This window comes from Streptococcus caprae (assembly GCF_042649745.1).
In the GTDB taxonomy this organism is placed as follows: domain Bacteria; phylum Bacillota; class Bacilli; order Lactobacillales; family Streptococcaceae; genus Streptococcus; species Streptococcus caprae.
Genome location: NZ_JBHRZV010000015.1, coordinates 1 through 16,120, shown reverse-complemented (window position 1 = coordinate 16,120; position 16,120 = coordinate 1). Strand labels below are relative to the sequence as shown.

Below are 16,120 nucleotides of genomic sequence, written 5' to 3'. Positions count from 1 at the left end.
GCAGGGACAAGCCACTGGTTTCGTAGCCTGGCCCCGCCCAGGGAAATAGGATTAGGCAAATAATTGTCCAAGGTTTGAGAGTGATGTGATACCAAGGTAGGCTGTCACAAGGACTACCAAGATACCAGTTACGAGCAACCATTTTGGATGGCGGTAGCTATCTCCCATTATACTTGATTTTTGGCTGGCAATCAAACAAATACCTAAAGTAATTGGGAGAATCAAACCATTAAGGGCGCCAGCGATTACTAGGAGGTTGGCTGGTTGACCAATAAGTGCCATGACAAGGGTTGACAGGCATATAAAGCCGATAGTGACTGCTTTTTCGTTCTTTTGAACCGTTTTGCTGAGGGTCTTCAAGAAGGAAACAGATGTGTAGGCTGCACCAACAATTGAGGTCAAGGCAGCCGAGAGAAGAACGAGACCGAAGAAGCGGTAGCCGATTTGACCAGCTCCTTGCTTGAAGGCATCCGCAGCAGGGTTGGCAGCATCAAGAGTGATTCCCTTAACGACAACTCCGAGGATGGCCAGAAAGAGAAAGACACGGACGATAGTAGCGATTGAAATCCCCATGATAGATGAGCGTTTCACATGGTCGAGGTTATCAGTACCGGTATAGCCAGCATCGATCAAACGGTGGGCACCAGCGTAAGTGATGTAACCACCAACTGTTCCACCGAGGAGGGTTAAGATGGCGCTAAAGAGGGAGCTGACACCGGCAGAAGGCATGACGGTTTCCTTGAGTGCCAAGCCAACAGGTGGCTGAACGATGAGGATAACGATGAAAATCACCGCAATCATGATACCACCAAGGATTTTTGTGAAGGTATCCATGGCTGCCATAGCGTCCTTGAAAAGAAAAATTAAGATAGCCAAGCCACCCGCCAAAAAATAACCAACCGATGTTGGAATGCCTAAGAGGGTGTTGAAACCAAGAGCGCCACCACCGACATTACCGATGTTGAAGACCAGGCCTCCAAGAACGATCAGAAAGGCCAACAAATATCCAAGGCCAGGTAAGAGTTTGTTACCGACATCCTGTCCACGGAGTCCACTGACTGTGAGGACGCGCCAAACATTGAGCTGAACGATGATAGCTAGGATTATGGAAGATAATATTACAAATCCAAAACTGGCACCAAAGTCATTGGTAAATCTAGCAGTCTGGGTTAAAAATCCAGGACCGATGGCAGAGGTTGCCATGATAAAGGCTGCACCGATTAAGGCACCGCGGTTACTTTTTTTCTTGTCCATAAGAAACCTCCAGAATGTTGAGAATATTTAGATTATACTACAAGAAAAGATTTATGTCAACAACTATTTTAATTTTGTGTTATAAAACCTAACACAAAGGGCGCTTTGGTTTTCTAGAAGTTTGCATAAAACTTTAAAATTTAACCTTTCTCTTAACAATTAAAAATCATAAAATGGCTTAGGGCTAACGTTTGCTGATGACGTTATTCTAAGCCATTTGTTCTTTCTGAGACTTAAGCCAAGTCTCTGTGACTATAATTTTTCTAGCTTTGCCATGATGTTATCGCCGATACGGATGACATCATCCTGCAACCCACGGAGTTCAAATTCATCGAGAACGGGGAAACCGAAACGTTGACTGTATTGTCTGGCGGTGAGGCAAAATTGATGGTTAAAGTTACGATTGCCACTACCGACGATGCCAAAGCAGCGACTGTAATTGTCATGGCTGGCAAGGAAGTCGCCTAGGGGATTGGTCAAGATTTCCACATCGCCAGTGTTGACACCATTGCCTCCCTCAAGATAGGTGGGGAGAAAGGCCACGATTGGTCCTTGGACAGGAAAGGTCTCATGGTTGGTTAGTTCCTTGATGTTGATTGTGGTAATGTCCACAGTATATTGGCTGTTGAGGTAGGCTACCAGCCGTTTGACAAAACTTTTAGTATTGCCGGTTAGGCTTATATAGACGATGTCCAGATGTTGGCTCATAGAAGATCCTTTCACAAGATATAGATGTTGTTTTTCATTATAGCACTATATCTTGTGGTGTCAAGGTCTGGTTAAGGGAGAGCTTTTTTAAATCATAGGGCTCTTGAGGTAGGTATCGACCAGATTTTCGGTAGCCTCAACAGAGTCGATATGGGTGCGCTCGTAGGAGTGACTGGACTCGATTCCGGCTCCGAGGAGGGCATGTTTAACCTCTGCTCCAGCCCGCATGGCAGCTGATGCATCAGAGCCATAGTAGGGATAGATGTCTAGTTTGTAAGGAATAGCCTCTTGCTCAGCCAAGGCGACCAGGTGTTGACGCAGTCCAAAGTGATAGGGTCCAGAGCCGTCTTTAACACAGATGGAGACGGTGTATTCGTCTGTCTGTTGGTCATCACCCATGGCTCCCATATCGACAGCCAGGAACTCTGTTACTTGACTTGGGATACTGGAGTTAGCACCGTAGCCGATTTCTTCATTGGAAGAAAAATAGAAATGGGTTGTGTAAGGGAGGGTGGTATTGTTTTCCTTGTAGGTCTTGAGCAGGTTAAGCAGGATGGCGGCAGAAACCTTGTCATCGAGATGGCGGGATTTGATAAATCCAGAATCTGTCAGGATGGTCCGTGGGTCAAAAGAGATAAAGTCACCGACTTCAATTCCAAGGGCACGGGTTTCGTCTTCGCTGGTTACCTTCTCGTCAAGGCGGACTTCCATGTTGGTCTGATTGCGTTCAGCAGTTCCGGCATCGCGGTAGACGTGAACAGAGGTTTGGTGCATAAGGATGGTACCAGAAATAGTTTTGCCGGTTTTGCTGACATGGATGGTGCAGTTTTCTCCTTCGATAGCATTGTAGACGAAACCACCAATCAGGTCCATTTTGAGGCGACCGTCTGGTTTGATGGCACGGACCATGGCTCCCAAAGTGTCCAAGTGGGCAGTCAGCAGGCGGTGTTGGCTGTCATCCTGGCCAGGTACCGTCACGAGAACTCCCTCTTTTTGGGTGCGGACAGGAGCGTAGCCCAGGTCTTGCAGCTCTGCCATGAGATAGTCCATGATTTGGTAAGTGAACCCCGTTGGAGAAGGGATGTTGGTCAGGGTAGTGAGGTAGTCTAAGGTTTGTGTCATAATAGCTCCTTTGTGTGGTTAGGAATTTCTAGTATATCTAGTATAGCATAAATCAGCGAGAGTTTTTGGCAAAATCAAAACCCCAAAATCTCGTGGGATTTTGAGGTTGATAAGCAAACTTGTAATTAGTGTTTGCGTGATTTCCGACCGAAGAGGCCTGTTACTGCTAAGAGGTTCAATCCAAGGAGGGTCATCCAAGAACTGTCAGTGCTACCTGTTGAAGGAAGCTCTTTGGTTGATGTAGGGATGACACTCGCCTTACTTTGTCCTGCTTGTTTAAGCGGAACTTGTTGGGTTTCTTGATAGGCCTTACGGACAATATCTCGGATCTCTTGACGGTCCTTATCTGTTAATGTTGGACTTGGAGCAGGTTGGTCAGGAGTTACCACAACCTTCTTCTCAGTGTAGATGAAGCGGTATTCACCAAATCCATCATGACCATCGGCTGGTGCAAGATAGACCATATCTTCGGCCCCTGCAATCAAGGCTTTAGCGCTATCTGCTGAGTAGAAGCGAAGGTCCAAGCCGGCGATGCTGTTAGTAAAATTCCAGTTGTTATCTGCACTTGGGTTGATGGTTTTTTCAGATATGATATAGTTGATGATAGCCTGGCGGTTTTCTAGGTTGAGCAAGCGGTTGAGGCTAGCGTTGACCACACCTGGGAAGCTACCGTTAGCACGGTAGTTGTTAGTGACCACGATGAATTCTTGCTTGTCATCAATTGGCTGACCTTGGTAAGAGAGGTTGCGGACCCGGCTAGCATCGGGATTGACCAGTTTACCACTACGGTCGTATTTGTTAGGCTGAGTGATGTCGTACTCATAGGTTACACCGTCGATGACGTCAAAGTTATAGATCCGGTAGTCGGAGTTAACAATGTTTTGAGGAGCTGTGCTGGTTGGGTCAATCTGATTGAATTGACCAGCAGACATTTCCAACCATTCTCTGATATCTGCCCCTGTTAATTTAAGGATGGCAGTGACGTTATCATAGAGGTAGAGGTCGGCTACGTTCTTGATGGCGATTGGGCCAGCAGGAATATCTGTGTAGCTAGTCACATCATTGAAATCACGGCCACCTGCTTTAAATGGAGCTGCTGCTGAGAGGATTGGGAGGCTAGCCTCTGGAGTTCCGGCCAATTCTTGTTTGGCGTACCAGATTTGAGCGTTGTTGACGATTTGAACAGATGGATCATCTTTAACAAGGGCGAAGTAACTGTTGATTGGTGCTGTTGTTGTTCCGACTTGTTGACGAACATAGTTTACAGTACCTTCGTGGGCTTCCTTGGCAATGGCGATGATAGATTCGTCAACGATGTCCGATTTGGTATCGATTTTGCGAATTTCTCCCTTGGCAGAGTTGGTTTGCCATTTGCCATTCTTATAGGTAATATTAAGGTCGATGATTCCGAGGTGATCCCCGTATTTGCCGGCCATGGTGACAGGTGTTCCGTTGATGAGACCGTTGACGTCATCGACACCTGCATAACGGCTGTAGAATCCTTTGCCACCTGCTGGGAATTCAGCGTGTGAGTGACCTGTTACGACAGCGTCAACCCCTTCGATACCAGCGATTTGGTAGCCTTCGTTTTCTTCGCCTTTTTCATAAACGTCATCTCCGATACCAGAATGGGACAGGACAAAGACAAGGTCTGCGCCGGCTGCACGAATTTCTGGAACCAAGGCTTCCAAGGCTTCAACAGAATCTTTAACGACAACCTTACCTTCTAAGTTTGCCTTATCCCAGTTGAGGATTTGTGGTGGCACAATACCTGTGACACCTAGTTTAAGGGTAACAGGCTTTCCAGTCGTATCAGTGAAGGTTTTGGTAATGATTTCGTAGGTCTTATAGAGAGGCTTGAGGGTAGTCGCATCTAGGACGTTGGCATTGACAATGGGCATGCCAGCTGTGGAGATGACTTGATCAAGGTAGTCGAGTCCATAGTTGAATTCGTGGTTACCGAGAGTACCGACATCGTAACCGAGACTTTCCAGAGCTGCATACATTGGGTGTTGTTCGCCAGCTTCTGGTTTATCTACGATAGCCTTGTAAGTTCCCAGTGGTGTCCCTTGGATAGTGTCTCCGTTATCCATAAGGATGACGTTAGGATTTTCAGCTTTTGCTTGGTCGATAAGGACGGCAGTTTTAGCCAAACCGACACTTTGAGATGGCTTATCTTGATAGTAATCATAGTTAACTAAGTTGGTGTGAAGGTCAGTTGTTGAAATGATGCGAACATCTACAGTTTGGCCTTCAACAGGAGCGATATCCTTTGATTCTTCGCTGGAGCTAGCGGCAGCAGGTTCAGCGGTTGCAGTTGTCGCTGAAGTTGGTGCAACATCCGGGGTAGCAATACCTTCAGAATCGGTAGTATTGTCAGTATTTGTGGCTTCAGCAACAGGCTCGGTTACTTCGTCTGAGAGGTCAGAACTGCTGCTGTTTGCTTCAGTTCCCGTCTCAGCAGTAGAGGTTTCTGTATTGGCAATAGCAGAGGCGGTAGATTCTGCTGGTGCAGTAGAGGTTTCGTCTGCTTGGACAACGACTCCACTAGCTAGTGCGAGTGATAAAAGCAGAGCACTCTGACTCATAAAACGTCTCTTAGACATAAATATTCTCCTTTGTATATTGTAATACGTTTTCATTATAAAAGAAAAATGGGTAAAAATCAAACGAATTTTAATCCGAATCACAAAAACATTAAGAAAAAATTCACAAAACGTCTTGATGTGAAGCGGTTGATATCTATAATGTGTGAAAACAGGAACGTTATTGCTGTTGCGGGCTGTTAAAGTTTAAGAAAATTGGAAAAAAGGGGGGAGAGCGTAGAGATGGAGAGTCTTCAAAAAATGATAGAAAACTTTCAACTAACTCAAGTTACTCTTATTATTGACGGAATGAGTTCTAATTTCTCGTCTTATAACTTTAGATTTAAGCTTAAACATGCTAAAATAGGTAACAATACAGAGGAAACTAGGACGAAAGATGGCAAAAGAGAGAAATTTATCTGGCGAAGAGGTTGTTGACTTAACCCGTCAGTATTTACCGGAGGAGGATGTAGCTTTTGTGGCTAAGGCCATGGATTATGCGGTTGAAGCTCACAAGGAGCAGTATCGTAAGTCGGGCGAGCCCTATATTATTCATCCGATCCAAGTGGCGGGGATTTTAGCCAAGTTGCAACAGGATGCTGTGACTGTAGCCTGTGGCTTTTTACATGATGTCGTTGAAGATACGGATGTGACGCTTGATGACATGGAAGAAACTTTCGGTGTCGAGGTTCGCAATATTGTAGACGGCGTCACTAAACTTGGTAAGGTTGAGTATAAATCCCATGAAGAGCAATTGGCTGAAAACCACCGTAAAATGTTGGTGGCCATGTCCAAGGATATTCGCGTGATTTTGGTCAAATTGGCGGACCGCCTTCATAACATGCGAACGCTCAATCATCTTCGCAAGGATAAGCAGGAGCGGATTTCACGGGAGACCATGGAAATCTACGCCCCTCTGGCTCACCGTTTGGGGATTAGTCGAATCAAGTGGGAACTGGAAGATTTGGCCTTTCGTTACCTCAATGAGAAAGAATTCTATAAAATCACCCACCTCATGAAGGAAAAACGTCGTGAACGCGAGGCCTTGGTCGATGAAGTTGTCACCAAATTGGGTGATTATACCAAGGAGCAGGGGCTTTTCGGAGATATCTATGGCCGGCCAAAACATATCTACTCCATCTACCGTAAGATGCACGATAAGAAAAAGCGGTTCGATCAGATTTTTGACCTGACCGCCATTCGCTGTATCATGGAGACGGCCAGTGATGTCTATGCCATGGTGGGCTACATCCATGAACTGTGGCGTCCAATGCCAGGCCGTTTCAAGGATTACATCGCAGCCCCAAAAGCCAATGGTTACCAGTCCATCCATACGACCGTCTACGGTCCAAAAGGCCCGATCGAGTTCCAAATTCGGACTAAGGAAATGCACCAAGTCGCAGAGTATGGGGTTGCGGCCCACTGGGCTTACAAACAAGGGATTACTGAAAAAGTTTCCGACAAGGCCCTTGACTGGATCAAGGAAATGGTGGAACTTCAGGACGCTGCCAATGATGCCAAGACCTTTGTGGATTCCGTCAAGGAAGACATCTTCACTGAGCGGATCTATGTCTTTACACCGAACGGGGCTGTCCAAGAATTGCCTCGAGACTCTGGCCCTATCGATTTTGCCTACGCCATTCATACCCAGGTTGGGGAGCATGCAGTTGGTGCAAAGGTTAATGGACGTATGGTGCCTCTGACGGCCAAGTTAAAAACAGGTGATGTGGTTGAAATCATCACCAATAAAAATTCATTTGGTCCTAGCCGAGACTGGATTAAGATTGTTAAAACCAGCAAGGCCCGCAATAAAATTCGTCAGTTCTTCAAGAATCAAGACAAGGAACTCTCGGTCAACAAGGGACGCGAACTCCTCATCGAGGTCTTCCAAGAAAATGGCTATGTGGCCAATAAATACCTAGATCGCAAGCACCTAGAGGACCTGCTCTTGCGTGTCAATTATCGCAACGAAGAATCACTCTATGCTGCCATTGGTTTTGGAGAAATTTCCGCCCTTAGTGTCTTTAATAAATTGACAGAAAAAGAGCGTCGCGAGCAGGAACGTGCCAAGGCCAAGGCAGAGGCAGAAGAACTGATGAAAGGTGGCGAGGTCAAACAAGACAATCGTGATGTCCTCAAGGTCAAAAGTGACGGTGGCGTCATTGTCCAAGGTGCCTCTGGTCTCCTCATGCGGATTGCCAAATGTTGCAACCCAGTGCCCGGGGATGCCATCGAAGGCTATATTACCAAGGGCCGTGGTGTTGCAATTCACCGTTCGGACTGTAATAATATCAAGAGCCAAGAGGGTTACGAGCAGCGCTTGATTGAAGTTGAGTGGGAAGATACCCCATCGAGTAAGGAATACATGGCCAACATTGATATCTACGGCCTCAATCGTTCAGGTCTCCTCAATGATGTCCTGCAAATACTCTCCAACATGACCAAGAATATCTCCTCAGTCAATGCTCAGCCGACCAAGGACATGAAATTCGCCAATATCCATGTCAGCTTTGGCATCACCAACCTCGACAACCTCACCAGTGTCGTTGACAAAATCAAAGTCATCCCCGACGTCTACAGCGTCAAAAGAACGAATGGTTGAAACAGTCCGGTGGACTGTTTCAATCGGGAAATAGTAGAACACAGTTCTACTTCTCTCCAGTGGAGAGTCTCAGAAGAGGTGGCAGACAATGAAGAACCATCTCCTCCAGATAGGCGAACGCAGTTCTACCTTTCTCCATTGGAGAGTCTCAGAAGATAAGGTCGGGAATTCCCCTATACAGCTGGAAAATTAGATGGCGAAAAAGGCATGTCACCTCGATGATTTGCATATCAGGAGACTAATACAGAACATAAAACACGAGCGGAGGGCAAATCTGTCCCAACCGCTCTTTTTGAAAGGAACTTATGAAAATTATTATTCAGCGTGTCAGTGAGGCTTCAGTGACGATTGAAGAGCAAGTAGTTGGGCGCATCAAGCAAGGGCTCTTACTTTTGGTTGGTGTTGGTCCGAAGGATAGCCAGGAAGACTTGGATTACGCGGTGAGGAAAATTACCAATATGCGGATTTTCTCTGACGAAGCCGGCAAGATGAACCTGTCTGTTCAAGATATTGGCGGTAGTATTCTTTCCATTTCCCAGTTTACCCTGTTTGCGGACACCAAAAAAGGCAACCGACCTGCTTTTACAGGGGCTGCCAAGCCTGATATGGCAAGCCAACTTTACGATAGTTTTAACGAAAAACTGGCTCAGTTTGTTGCTCTTGAAAAGGGGGTTTTTGGTGCAGACATGCAGGTTTCCTTGGTTAATGATGGGCCAGTGACCATCATTTTGGATACCAAGGCACCTTAAGTCGGTCGTACAAAGACCAGTTCATGGCTGGATGAAAGGTCTTCTCTGTAGGAAAATCCATCTGTCTGAAGGACTTTCAGAGCTTCTAAAGACTGGACTTGCTGCTCTGCCATGAGGGATAAAAATCTCCCTCGTCCCTTTTTAGAAATCGTGGAGTGGACCTTGAGTTGTCCACTTTTTTCTTCCATAAAAGTCAATTTAATCATGCGTTTTTGTTGCTGGGGTGAAAAAACTGCCTTGAATTCTGAGGAAACCAAATCCAGCACGAGTTCATCATCAGCAACTACTTGGTAAAATTGTTGCCGCCAGTACTGTTTGAGCGACTGTCCTTCTATGCGGACAGGGACTTGAAAATCCAATCGGTGGGGTGAGATGGGGTCAAAAACAGAGATGAGGCCGTAAAATCCCGTTGCAATAAAGGCCGTTTTGGCCAAGTAGTTCCGCTCTGTTTGAGTGAGCCCCTGCCGCTTCATGTAGCGAAACATGAGGCCGTCGTAGAGTAACCAAGCTGGGTAGGCCTTGGCGTCGCCTTGGGAGATACGTTGCCAACGGTCGGCTTCAAGCTGGCAGCGGTCCAGGTTTAGTTTGTAGCAATGGCTGAGCTCCTCGGGGGACAGTTCCTGCATCAGGTCAAGAATGGCTTGACTCTGTTGGCTAAGGACTGGGGCCGGCTGAGCTTCTAAGTAGGTATTGAGTTCTTTGGCATTGGGAAGGATGATTTTCATGAAAAATCCTTTCATCACAGAAAATAAAATGATACAATAATTTTAGAAAACGCTTGCGGTTTTTCGGTTGATCACCGTAAGCTAACTCATCATAAATGAAAAGGAGACTTTTATGGAATTTAATTGGGTGACGATTGTAGCCATCGTAGCTATCTGGCTTTTCTTGCTCTATGAAGCTTATGCTCTGCAACAACGCAAAGTCGCTGGTCTATTATCAAATCAAGATGTCGTGGCTGACCTTGCGCGTGAGATGTTGGCAGGTAAGGATCAAAAGCAAATCTTGGCTTATATGAAAAAACAATATAAGATATCAGGAATGGCGGCCATGGCGGTCTATTCACAGATTAAAATGGTTTTGGACCAGCGTAGTCGTCAAGACCAAGAGAAATAAGGCTTTCCTGATGATACTAGTGCGTATTTGACTTATGCATTAGAAGAAAAGAGGCTGAGCATAAAGTCCAACCTCGCTATCAATAGTTTGTTTTAACAGTCTAACGCAGTGGTTGGGAGCCTTTCTGATGGCTTTGCCAGCTTAGAAAGTCCCCTGCACAGTTCATTAGGTGCTTTAGCACCAATGAACCACTGCTGAATGAGCTCTAATACGCTGATGTTGTCAGTTTTTAAAACCCTAACGAATGACGCAAACCTAGTTTGCGTTATTTCTAACCTTCAACAGTCCACCGGACTGTTGCTCGCTTTCGATTTTTTAGGCTCGCACCTTTGACAGTCTCTCCCCAGACTGTCAAAGCCATGCGGGGGTGGGAGTTCAAAAGGTCCGGGGGACCTTTTGAAGTTGGAAATGAAGCTGACGCAGTCAGTGTCAAAAAAAGTCTGGGAAGAGACCGTTTCAGCCTGAGCTCAAAAATCCAGAAGCGAAGTTATCGAACTCTTTTTTTGTTTTTAGGAGTTCTTTCCCACTCCCTTTTTGCTGGTCTGTGAATTAGGCGTCAGCTTGTGCAAAGATAACTTGACCATTTTCAAATTTTTCAATACGGGCCAAAGAAGTGACCTGCACACCTGTATCTTGAAGAATTTGACGACCGTCTTGGAAGGATTTCTCGATGATGATTCCAACTCCGACGACCTCAGCACCCGCCTGCTGGATGATGTCAATCAAGCCTTTGGCAGCTTGGCCATTGGCCAAAAAGTCATCGACGATGAGGACCTTATCGTCCGCTGAAAGAAACTTGCTGGCGATAGAAACCGTGCTGGCCACTTGCTTGGTGAAAGAATAAACCTCGGCAGTCAGAATGCCCTCTGTCATGGTAATGTTTTTATGCTTTTTAGCAAAAATCATAGGCACATCGAGGGCTTCTGCCGTGTAGGCTGCAGGAGCAATCCCTGAGGCTTCGATGGTCACGACCTTGGTGATGCCCTTGTCGCGGTAGGTATCTGCCAGGACCTGAGCCATGTCTTTCATGAGCTTGTAGTCAACCTGGTGGGTTAAAAATGAGTCGACTTTAAGAATGTTTTCGCCCAAGACATTGCCGTCCTTGAGAATGCGGTCTTCTAATAATTTCATGTGAACTCCTCTTAATCTATTAGGTGTATGAAAGTATTATAGCATGCTTAGGGGATGAAGAAAACTATTTTAAAGTAAAAAAAGAAGAAAACAGGAAGCGTTTATCTAATTTTTAAAACAAAAACCGAACGTATTTTTGAGTTATTTTAATTATCGAACGGAATTTCTTGTCAAACTTCTCTAAGTCTGCTAGAATAGAAACCTAGTGAAAAAATATGGAAAGAGGTTTTTATGTCTGAAGAAAAAGTAGTCATTGATCATGGCCATGTGGTAGAAGAGCAGGAAGAGATGCTCTATAAGATTGATGACCGTCCACCGCTCGGTGTGTCTATCGTCCTTGCCCTCCAACATATCCTAGCTGCCTTTGCAGGGATTATTGCCGTGCCTCTTGTTGTGGCAGGAGCGATCGGTCTATCTGTTGAAGAGACCTCAATTATGGTATCTGCGACTATCTTTGTGGCAGGATTAACGACTATTATCCAATCTGCTGGTGTGGGTCCTATCGGAGCGCGCGTATCTGGAATGATGGGGACGGACTTTACCTTTGCCAACCCTGCGATCAGTGTTGGTAGCAAGTTCGGAATTCCTGGTATTGTTGGGGCTACCATTGTTGGTGCCTTCGTGGAGATTGTTCTCAGTCGCTTCGTCAAGACGCTCATGAAATTCTTCCCGCCTCTGATTACAGGGACCGTTGTCTCTCTTATCGGGATTACGCTTTTGCCAGTCAGTATGGATTGGGCAGCTGGTGGGTCAGGTGCAGCAGACTATGGTTCAGTTGAAAATGTTTCTATCGCCTTTGTCGTCATGGTCTTTACCTTGGCGCTTAACCACTATGGTAAAGGCATGTGGTCAACTGCTTCAGTCTTTATCGGGATGATTTTTGGTTATGTGCTCTGCATTTTCCTCGGCAAGGTTGACTTGTCACAGGTTTCAAATGCTGCCTGGTTTGCGATTCCAAATGTCTTCCGCTATGGTGTCAAGTTTGATCTTTCTTCTATCTTATCTTTCATTCCTGCCTATGTGGTATCCTTGATTGGAACAGTGGGAATTATGATGGCGATCGGAGAAGCGTCAAATACTAAAATGACTTCAGAGCGTGCCGCTAATGGTGTTTTGGCCGATGGTGTTGGGTCTCTGATTGCAGGTATCTTCGGTGCTGGACCAAACACAGCCTTCTCACAAAACGTTGGGCTTATTACCTTGACTAAGGTAGCCAGCCGTTACGTTATGGTTATTGCAGGAATTATCCTGACAGTGCTCGGTGTCTTTCCAAAACTTTCAGCTTTGATTTCTATCATGCCTCAACCGGTTCTCGGTGGGGTTGGTGTGATTATGTTTGGTTTGGTTGCGGCGCAAGGGATTAAAACTTTGGCAACCATCAAAATTGGGGACCGTGAACTCCTGATCATTTCTGTGGCTTTCGCCCTTGGTATCGGTGTAACAGTTCGTCCAGAATTGTTAGCTGGCTTGCCAACGCCTATCCAAATGGTCTTGTCTTCTGGTATCTCAACCGGAACACTTGCAGCCCTTATCTTGAACATTGTCTTGAAAGAGAAAAAGGCCTAAAAATTAAACCCTCGAATTGTCCTACGGAATTCGAGGGTTTTTACTATTATCTTTTGTGACAAGCCAGAGATTTATATGAAATGAAGCTTGTTCAACTTTGTTTTCATTCTATACTCACTCAAAATCTCAAAAGACAAGGTAGGATGACGTAGACAAAAGAGAGAGTTAGGCGAGGAAACCTAAACAGGCATCGTTTTGATTTTGAAAGAGTGTTAATAGGTAGATAGGCCAGTGGGCTATGTAACATAAAAAAGCCAGGGTGGATAAACTGTCCAGCCTGGTTTAGTGTCTATATTGAGGTTAGGGATTAGTCTTCTGTACCAAGAAGTTCTTTAGCAACGATAGCAGCGAGAACGCCACCGACGATTGGTGCTAGGATGAAGACCCAGAGTTGACTAAGAGCTTGACCACCAACAAACAAGGCAGGTGCCAAGCTACGAGCAGGGTTTACAGATAAACCAGTCACGTTCAAACCAACCAAAATCATGGCTGATAAGCTTAAACCGATAACCAATCCTGCAATTTTACCATTACCTTTAGAAGCAGATGTGACAGTCATAATCACAAGGATAAAGATGAAGGACATGATGACTTCAAACAAGAAGGCTCCAAAAGCACTGATGGTAAATCCATTTTGCCCCAGGCTAGTGGTGTCCAATCCTAAGTTAGAAGCATAGTAGAACACACCAGCAGATGCAAGGATAGCTCCAAGGACTTGAGCGACAATGTAAGTTCCAAGCTCTTTTGCATCCATACGTTTGTTGACAAACATAGCGATAGAAACTGCAGGGTTCAAGTGAGCTCCGGATACAGTCCCGATAGAATAAGCTGCTGCAACGATAGACAAACCAAAGGCAAGGGCAATACCTAGATGACTAACACCCTCTGTACCGTTACCAAAAACGACAGCGCCTGTTCCGACAAATACCAGAACAAATGTTCCGAGTAATTCCGCAAAGAATTTCTTCATAAAAATTTCCTCCAAAAAAATAATACTTTCTTATTCTATGAAAATTTCATGGAATTTTCAAGGAAATCAACTGTTAAATTTTCACACAGCTAAAGTAAATAAGAATATCATACTAGTCAAAAATTATTTTCTATGATACACTATCAGAAGCGTAGGTTTTTAAACTCATCCCGTGAGGTGAGAAAGACGATATCTGAGACGACTAGTCTGCGGACTAGCTATAATCTGAAGAAGGCCTATGACTACATTTTATAGTTAGAACGAGGCCTTTTTGTCTGCCTAAAAGGTAGAGAAGGGTTCTCGAAGGAGAAACGATGGATTTGAAAATGCGTGTCGCTGAACACCCAGAACACTCAGCTATTGACCTTGATGTGTCAAAGGTTGACCTGCTCTTAGACGTTGATCAAAAACCAGACCTGGTTCCTGGTCTCTTGTTGAGTTTCCAGCACGTTTTTGCCATGTTTGGTGCGACGATCTTGGTACCGCTGATTCTTGGTATGCCGGTTTCGGTTGCCCTCTTTGCCTCTGGACTTGGGACCCTGATTTATCAGGTAGCGACCCAGTTTAAGGTGCCGGTTTACTTGGGCTCTTCCTTTGCCTACATCACAGCTATGGCGACAGCTATCGAAGCTATGGACGGTAAGGTTGATGCTGCTCAGACAGGGATTTTCTTTGTCGGCTTGATTTATGTGCTCATTGCGGGCATTGTCAGTGTGGTTGGGACCAAGTGGATTGACCGCCTCTTACCGCCGATTGTCATCGGGCCTATGATTATTGTTATCGGGCTTGGTTTAGCTAATTCTGCCGTGACATCAGCAGGCTTTGTCGCTGATGCCGACTGGCGCAACATTGTCGTGGCTATTGTGACCTTCCTGATTGCAGCCTTCATCAACACCAACGGTAAGGGCTTCATCAAGATCATTCCCTTCCTCTTTGCCATTATCGGAGGCTATATCGTTGCGATTTTCTTAGGCTTGGTTGATTTCACACCAGTGCTTGAGGCCAAGTGGTTTGAGCTTCCAGGATTCTACCTGCCTTTTGCAACAGGTGGCGCCTTCAAGTCTTACTCTTTCTACTTTGGTCCTGAGATGTTGGCAATCTTGCCGATTGCAGTCGTGACCATAGCAGAGCATATTGGTGACCATACCGTCTTAGGGCAAATCACAGGTCGTCAATTCTTGAAAAATCCTGGTCTTCAACGCACCTTGATTGGTGACGGAGTGGCAACGGCAGTGTCAGCCATTATCGGCGGACCTGCTAATACGACCTATGGGGAAAATACAGGGGTTATCGGGATGACTCGTGTTGCCTCCGTCTCTGTCATCCGCAACGCAGCCTTCATTGCTATCGTCTTTTCTTTCTTCGGTAAATTTACTGCTCTGATTTCAACCATTCCAAATGCGGTTTTGGGTGGGATGTCTATCCTCCTTTACGGTGTTATCGCCAGCAATGGTCTTAAGGTGCTTATCGAGCGTCAAGTGGACTTTGGACAAGTGCGTAACCTGATTATTGCCAGCTCTATGTTGGTCTTGGGACTTGGTGGTGCTGTTCTGGACTTGGGACCATTGACCTTATCAGGAACTGCCCTCTGCGCCATCGTAGGTGTGGTCCTTAACCTGATCCTGCCAGCGGCTAAGGATTAATCAATAATTCCTATCAATTAGCGAGTGAAGATCAACTAGGTCTTCGCTTTGCTATTTTCAAGAGAAAAAGTTGACAAAGCCAGCCAGTCTTGATAGAATAAAAAGGCTCATAAGAGCAACTAACTTCTTCTTGGTGGTGGGAATGCCAACCTAGCACTCGGATGAAGCCAAATATAAAGGAGAAACACTCATGGCAATTTCAAAAGAGAAAAAAAATGAAATCATTGCTCAATATGCTCGTCACGAAGGTGACACTGGGTCTGTAGAGGTTCAAGTTGCTGTCCTTACTTGGGAAATCAACCACCTCAACGACCACATCAAGCAACACAAAAAAGACCACGCAACTTACCGTGGTTTGATGAAGAAAATCGGTCACCGTCGTAACCTCTTGGCTTACCTTCGCCGTACTGACGTTAACCGTTACCGTGATTTGATCCAATCTCTCGGTCTTCGTCGTTAATTTTTCGCTAAAGTTCCTTTACTCGTCGTTAATGGCTTTGCAATAATCCTAAGATTTATCGCAAAGCCCTTGCCTAGATTAAAGAAACTTTATCAGAAAAATCAGGCCCTCCAGTTTTGGGCTCTTTGTCAACTGTAGTGGGTTGACCAATTTAACACCGAGAGAGGACAGGACTTGTCTTCTCTCGTTTTATGTTTATGGCAATGAAAATACG

General features: G+C 45.5%; 13 protein-coding genes. 6 read left to right on the top strand and 7 right to left on the bottom strand.

The annotated features are described in order from the left end of the window. Window positions 1-51 precede the first annotated feature (51 nt). From ACFORF_RS02580 to ACFORF_RS02565, 4 genes are all read right to left on the bottom strand, one after another. Window positions 52-1,254: an NRAMP family divalent metal transporter gene (locus tag ACFORF_RS02580; protein ID WP_380425182.1), complete on the bottom strand. Its 1,203-nt coding sequence runs from the start codon at window positions 1,252-1,254 to the stop codon at window positions 52-54. Window positions 1,255-1,506: 252 nt separating this feature from the next. Continuing rightward, window positions 1,507-1,962 (bottom strand): class Ib ribonucleoside-diphosphate reductase assembly flavoprotein NrdI, encoded by a 456-nt coding sequence (gene nrdI / locus ACFORF_RS02575; RefSeq protein WP_380425180.1) that lies wholly within the window; start codon window positions 1,960-1,962, stop codon window positions 1,507-1,509. 87 nt (window positions 1,963-2,049) lie between these two features. Continuing rightward, a complete protein-coding gene (locus tag ACFORF_RS02570; RefSeq protein ID WP_380425178.1) occupies window positions 2,050-3,084 on the bottom strand; it encodes a M42 family metallopeptidase in 1,035 nt (344 codons plus the stop codon). Between the two features lie 125 nt (window positions 3,085-3,209). Beyond that, window positions 3,210-5,690 (bottom strand): bifunctional 2',3'-cyclic-nucleotide 2'-phosphodiesterase/3'-nucleotidase, encoded by a 2,481-nt coding sequence (locus ACFORF_RS02565; protein ID WP_380425175.1) that lies wholly within the window; start codon window positions 5,688-5,690, stop codon window positions 3,210-3,212. 376 nt (window positions 5,691-6,066) lie between these two features. On the opposite strand from ACFORF_RS02565, the gene ACFORF_RS02560 reads away from it, so the two are divergent. Continuing rightward, window positions 6,067-8,271 (top strand): RelA/SpoT family protein, encoded by a 2,205-nt coding sequence (locus tag ACFORF_RS02560; protein ID WP_380425173.1) that lies wholly within the window; start codon window positions 6,067-6,069, stop codon window positions 8,269-8,271. A 305-nt stretch (window positions 8,272-8,576) separates the two neighbouring features. Further along, window positions 8,577-9,020 carry a D-aminoacyl-tRNA deacylase gene (gene dtd, locus ACFORF_RS02555; RefSeq protein ID WP_380425171.1) on the top strand — a complete coding sequence of 148 codons (444 nt, stop codon included), beginning with the start codon at window positions 8,577-8,579 and terminating at the stop codon, window positions 9,018-9,020. Here dtd and yaaA read toward each other — a convergent pair. After that, a complete protein-coding gene (yaaA, locus tag ACFORF_RS02550) occupies window positions 9,017-9,745 on the bottom strand; it encodes a peroxide stress protein YaaA (RefSeq protein WP_380425169.1) in 729 nt (242 codons plus the stop codon). The two genes, dtd and yaaA, sit on opposite strands and share 4 nt — an antisense overlap. Before the next feature lie 112 nt (window positions 9,746-9,857). Here yaaA and ACFORF_RS02545 point away from each other — a divergent pair, with 112 nt between their 5' ends. Continuing rightward, complete coding sequence (locus ACFORF_RS02545) at window positions 9,858-10,136, top strand: hypothetical protein (protein ID WP_380425167.1); 279 nt, start codon at window positions 9,858-9,860, stop codon at window positions 10,134-10,136. Window positions 10,137-10,685: 549 nt separating this feature from the next. Here the strand turns inward: ACFORF_RS02545 and ACFORF_RS02540 are convergent. Next, window positions 10,686-11,267 carry a xanthine phosphoribosyltransferase gene (locus ACFORF_RS02540; protein ID WP_380425165.1) on the bottom strand — a complete coding sequence of 194 codons (582 nt, stop codon included), beginning with the start codon at window positions 11,265-11,267 and terminating at the stop codon, window positions 10,686-10,688. Window positions 11,268-11,498: 231 nt separating this feature from the next. Between ACFORF_RS02540 and ACFORF_RS02535 the strand changes: the two genes are divergently transcribed. Then, window positions 11,499-12,833: a nucleobase:cation symporter-2 family protein gene (locus ACFORF_RS02535; protein WP_380425162.1), complete on the top strand. Its 1,335-nt coding sequence runs from the start codon at window positions 11,499-11,501 to the stop codon at window positions 12,831-12,833. A 307-nt stretch (window positions 12,834-13,140) separates the two neighbouring features. On the opposite strand, the gene ACFORF_RS02530 is transcribed toward ACFORF_RS02535, so the two are convergent. Further along, window positions 13,141-13,803 carry an MIP/aquaporin family protein gene (locus ACFORF_RS02530; RefSeq protein ID WP_380425159.1) on the bottom strand — a complete coding sequence of 221 codons (663 nt, stop codon included), beginning with the start codon at window positions 13,801-13,803 and terminating at the stop codon, window positions 13,141-13,143. Window positions 13,804-14,129: 326 nt separating this feature from the next. Between ACFORF_RS02530 and ACFORF_RS02525 the strand changes: the two genes are divergently transcribed. Both ACFORF_RS02525 and rpsO read left to right on the top strand, forming a co-directional pair. Beyond that, window positions 14,130-15,446 (top strand): uracil-xanthine permease family protein, encoded by a 1,317-nt coding sequence (locus ACFORF_RS02525; protein WP_380425223.1) that lies wholly within the window; start codon window positions 14,130-14,132, stop codon window positions 15,444-15,446. Window positions 15,447-15,636: 190 nt separating this feature from the next. Continuing rightward, the gene (gene rpsO / locus ACFORF_RS02520; RefSeq protein ID WP_380425157.1) at window positions 15,637-15,906 is read left to right on the top strand and encodes a 30S ribosomal protein S15; all 270 of its coding nucleotides are present in this window, start codon (window positions 15,637-15,639) and stop codon (window positions 15,904-15,906) included. Window positions 15,907-16,120 lie beyond the last annotated feature (214 nt).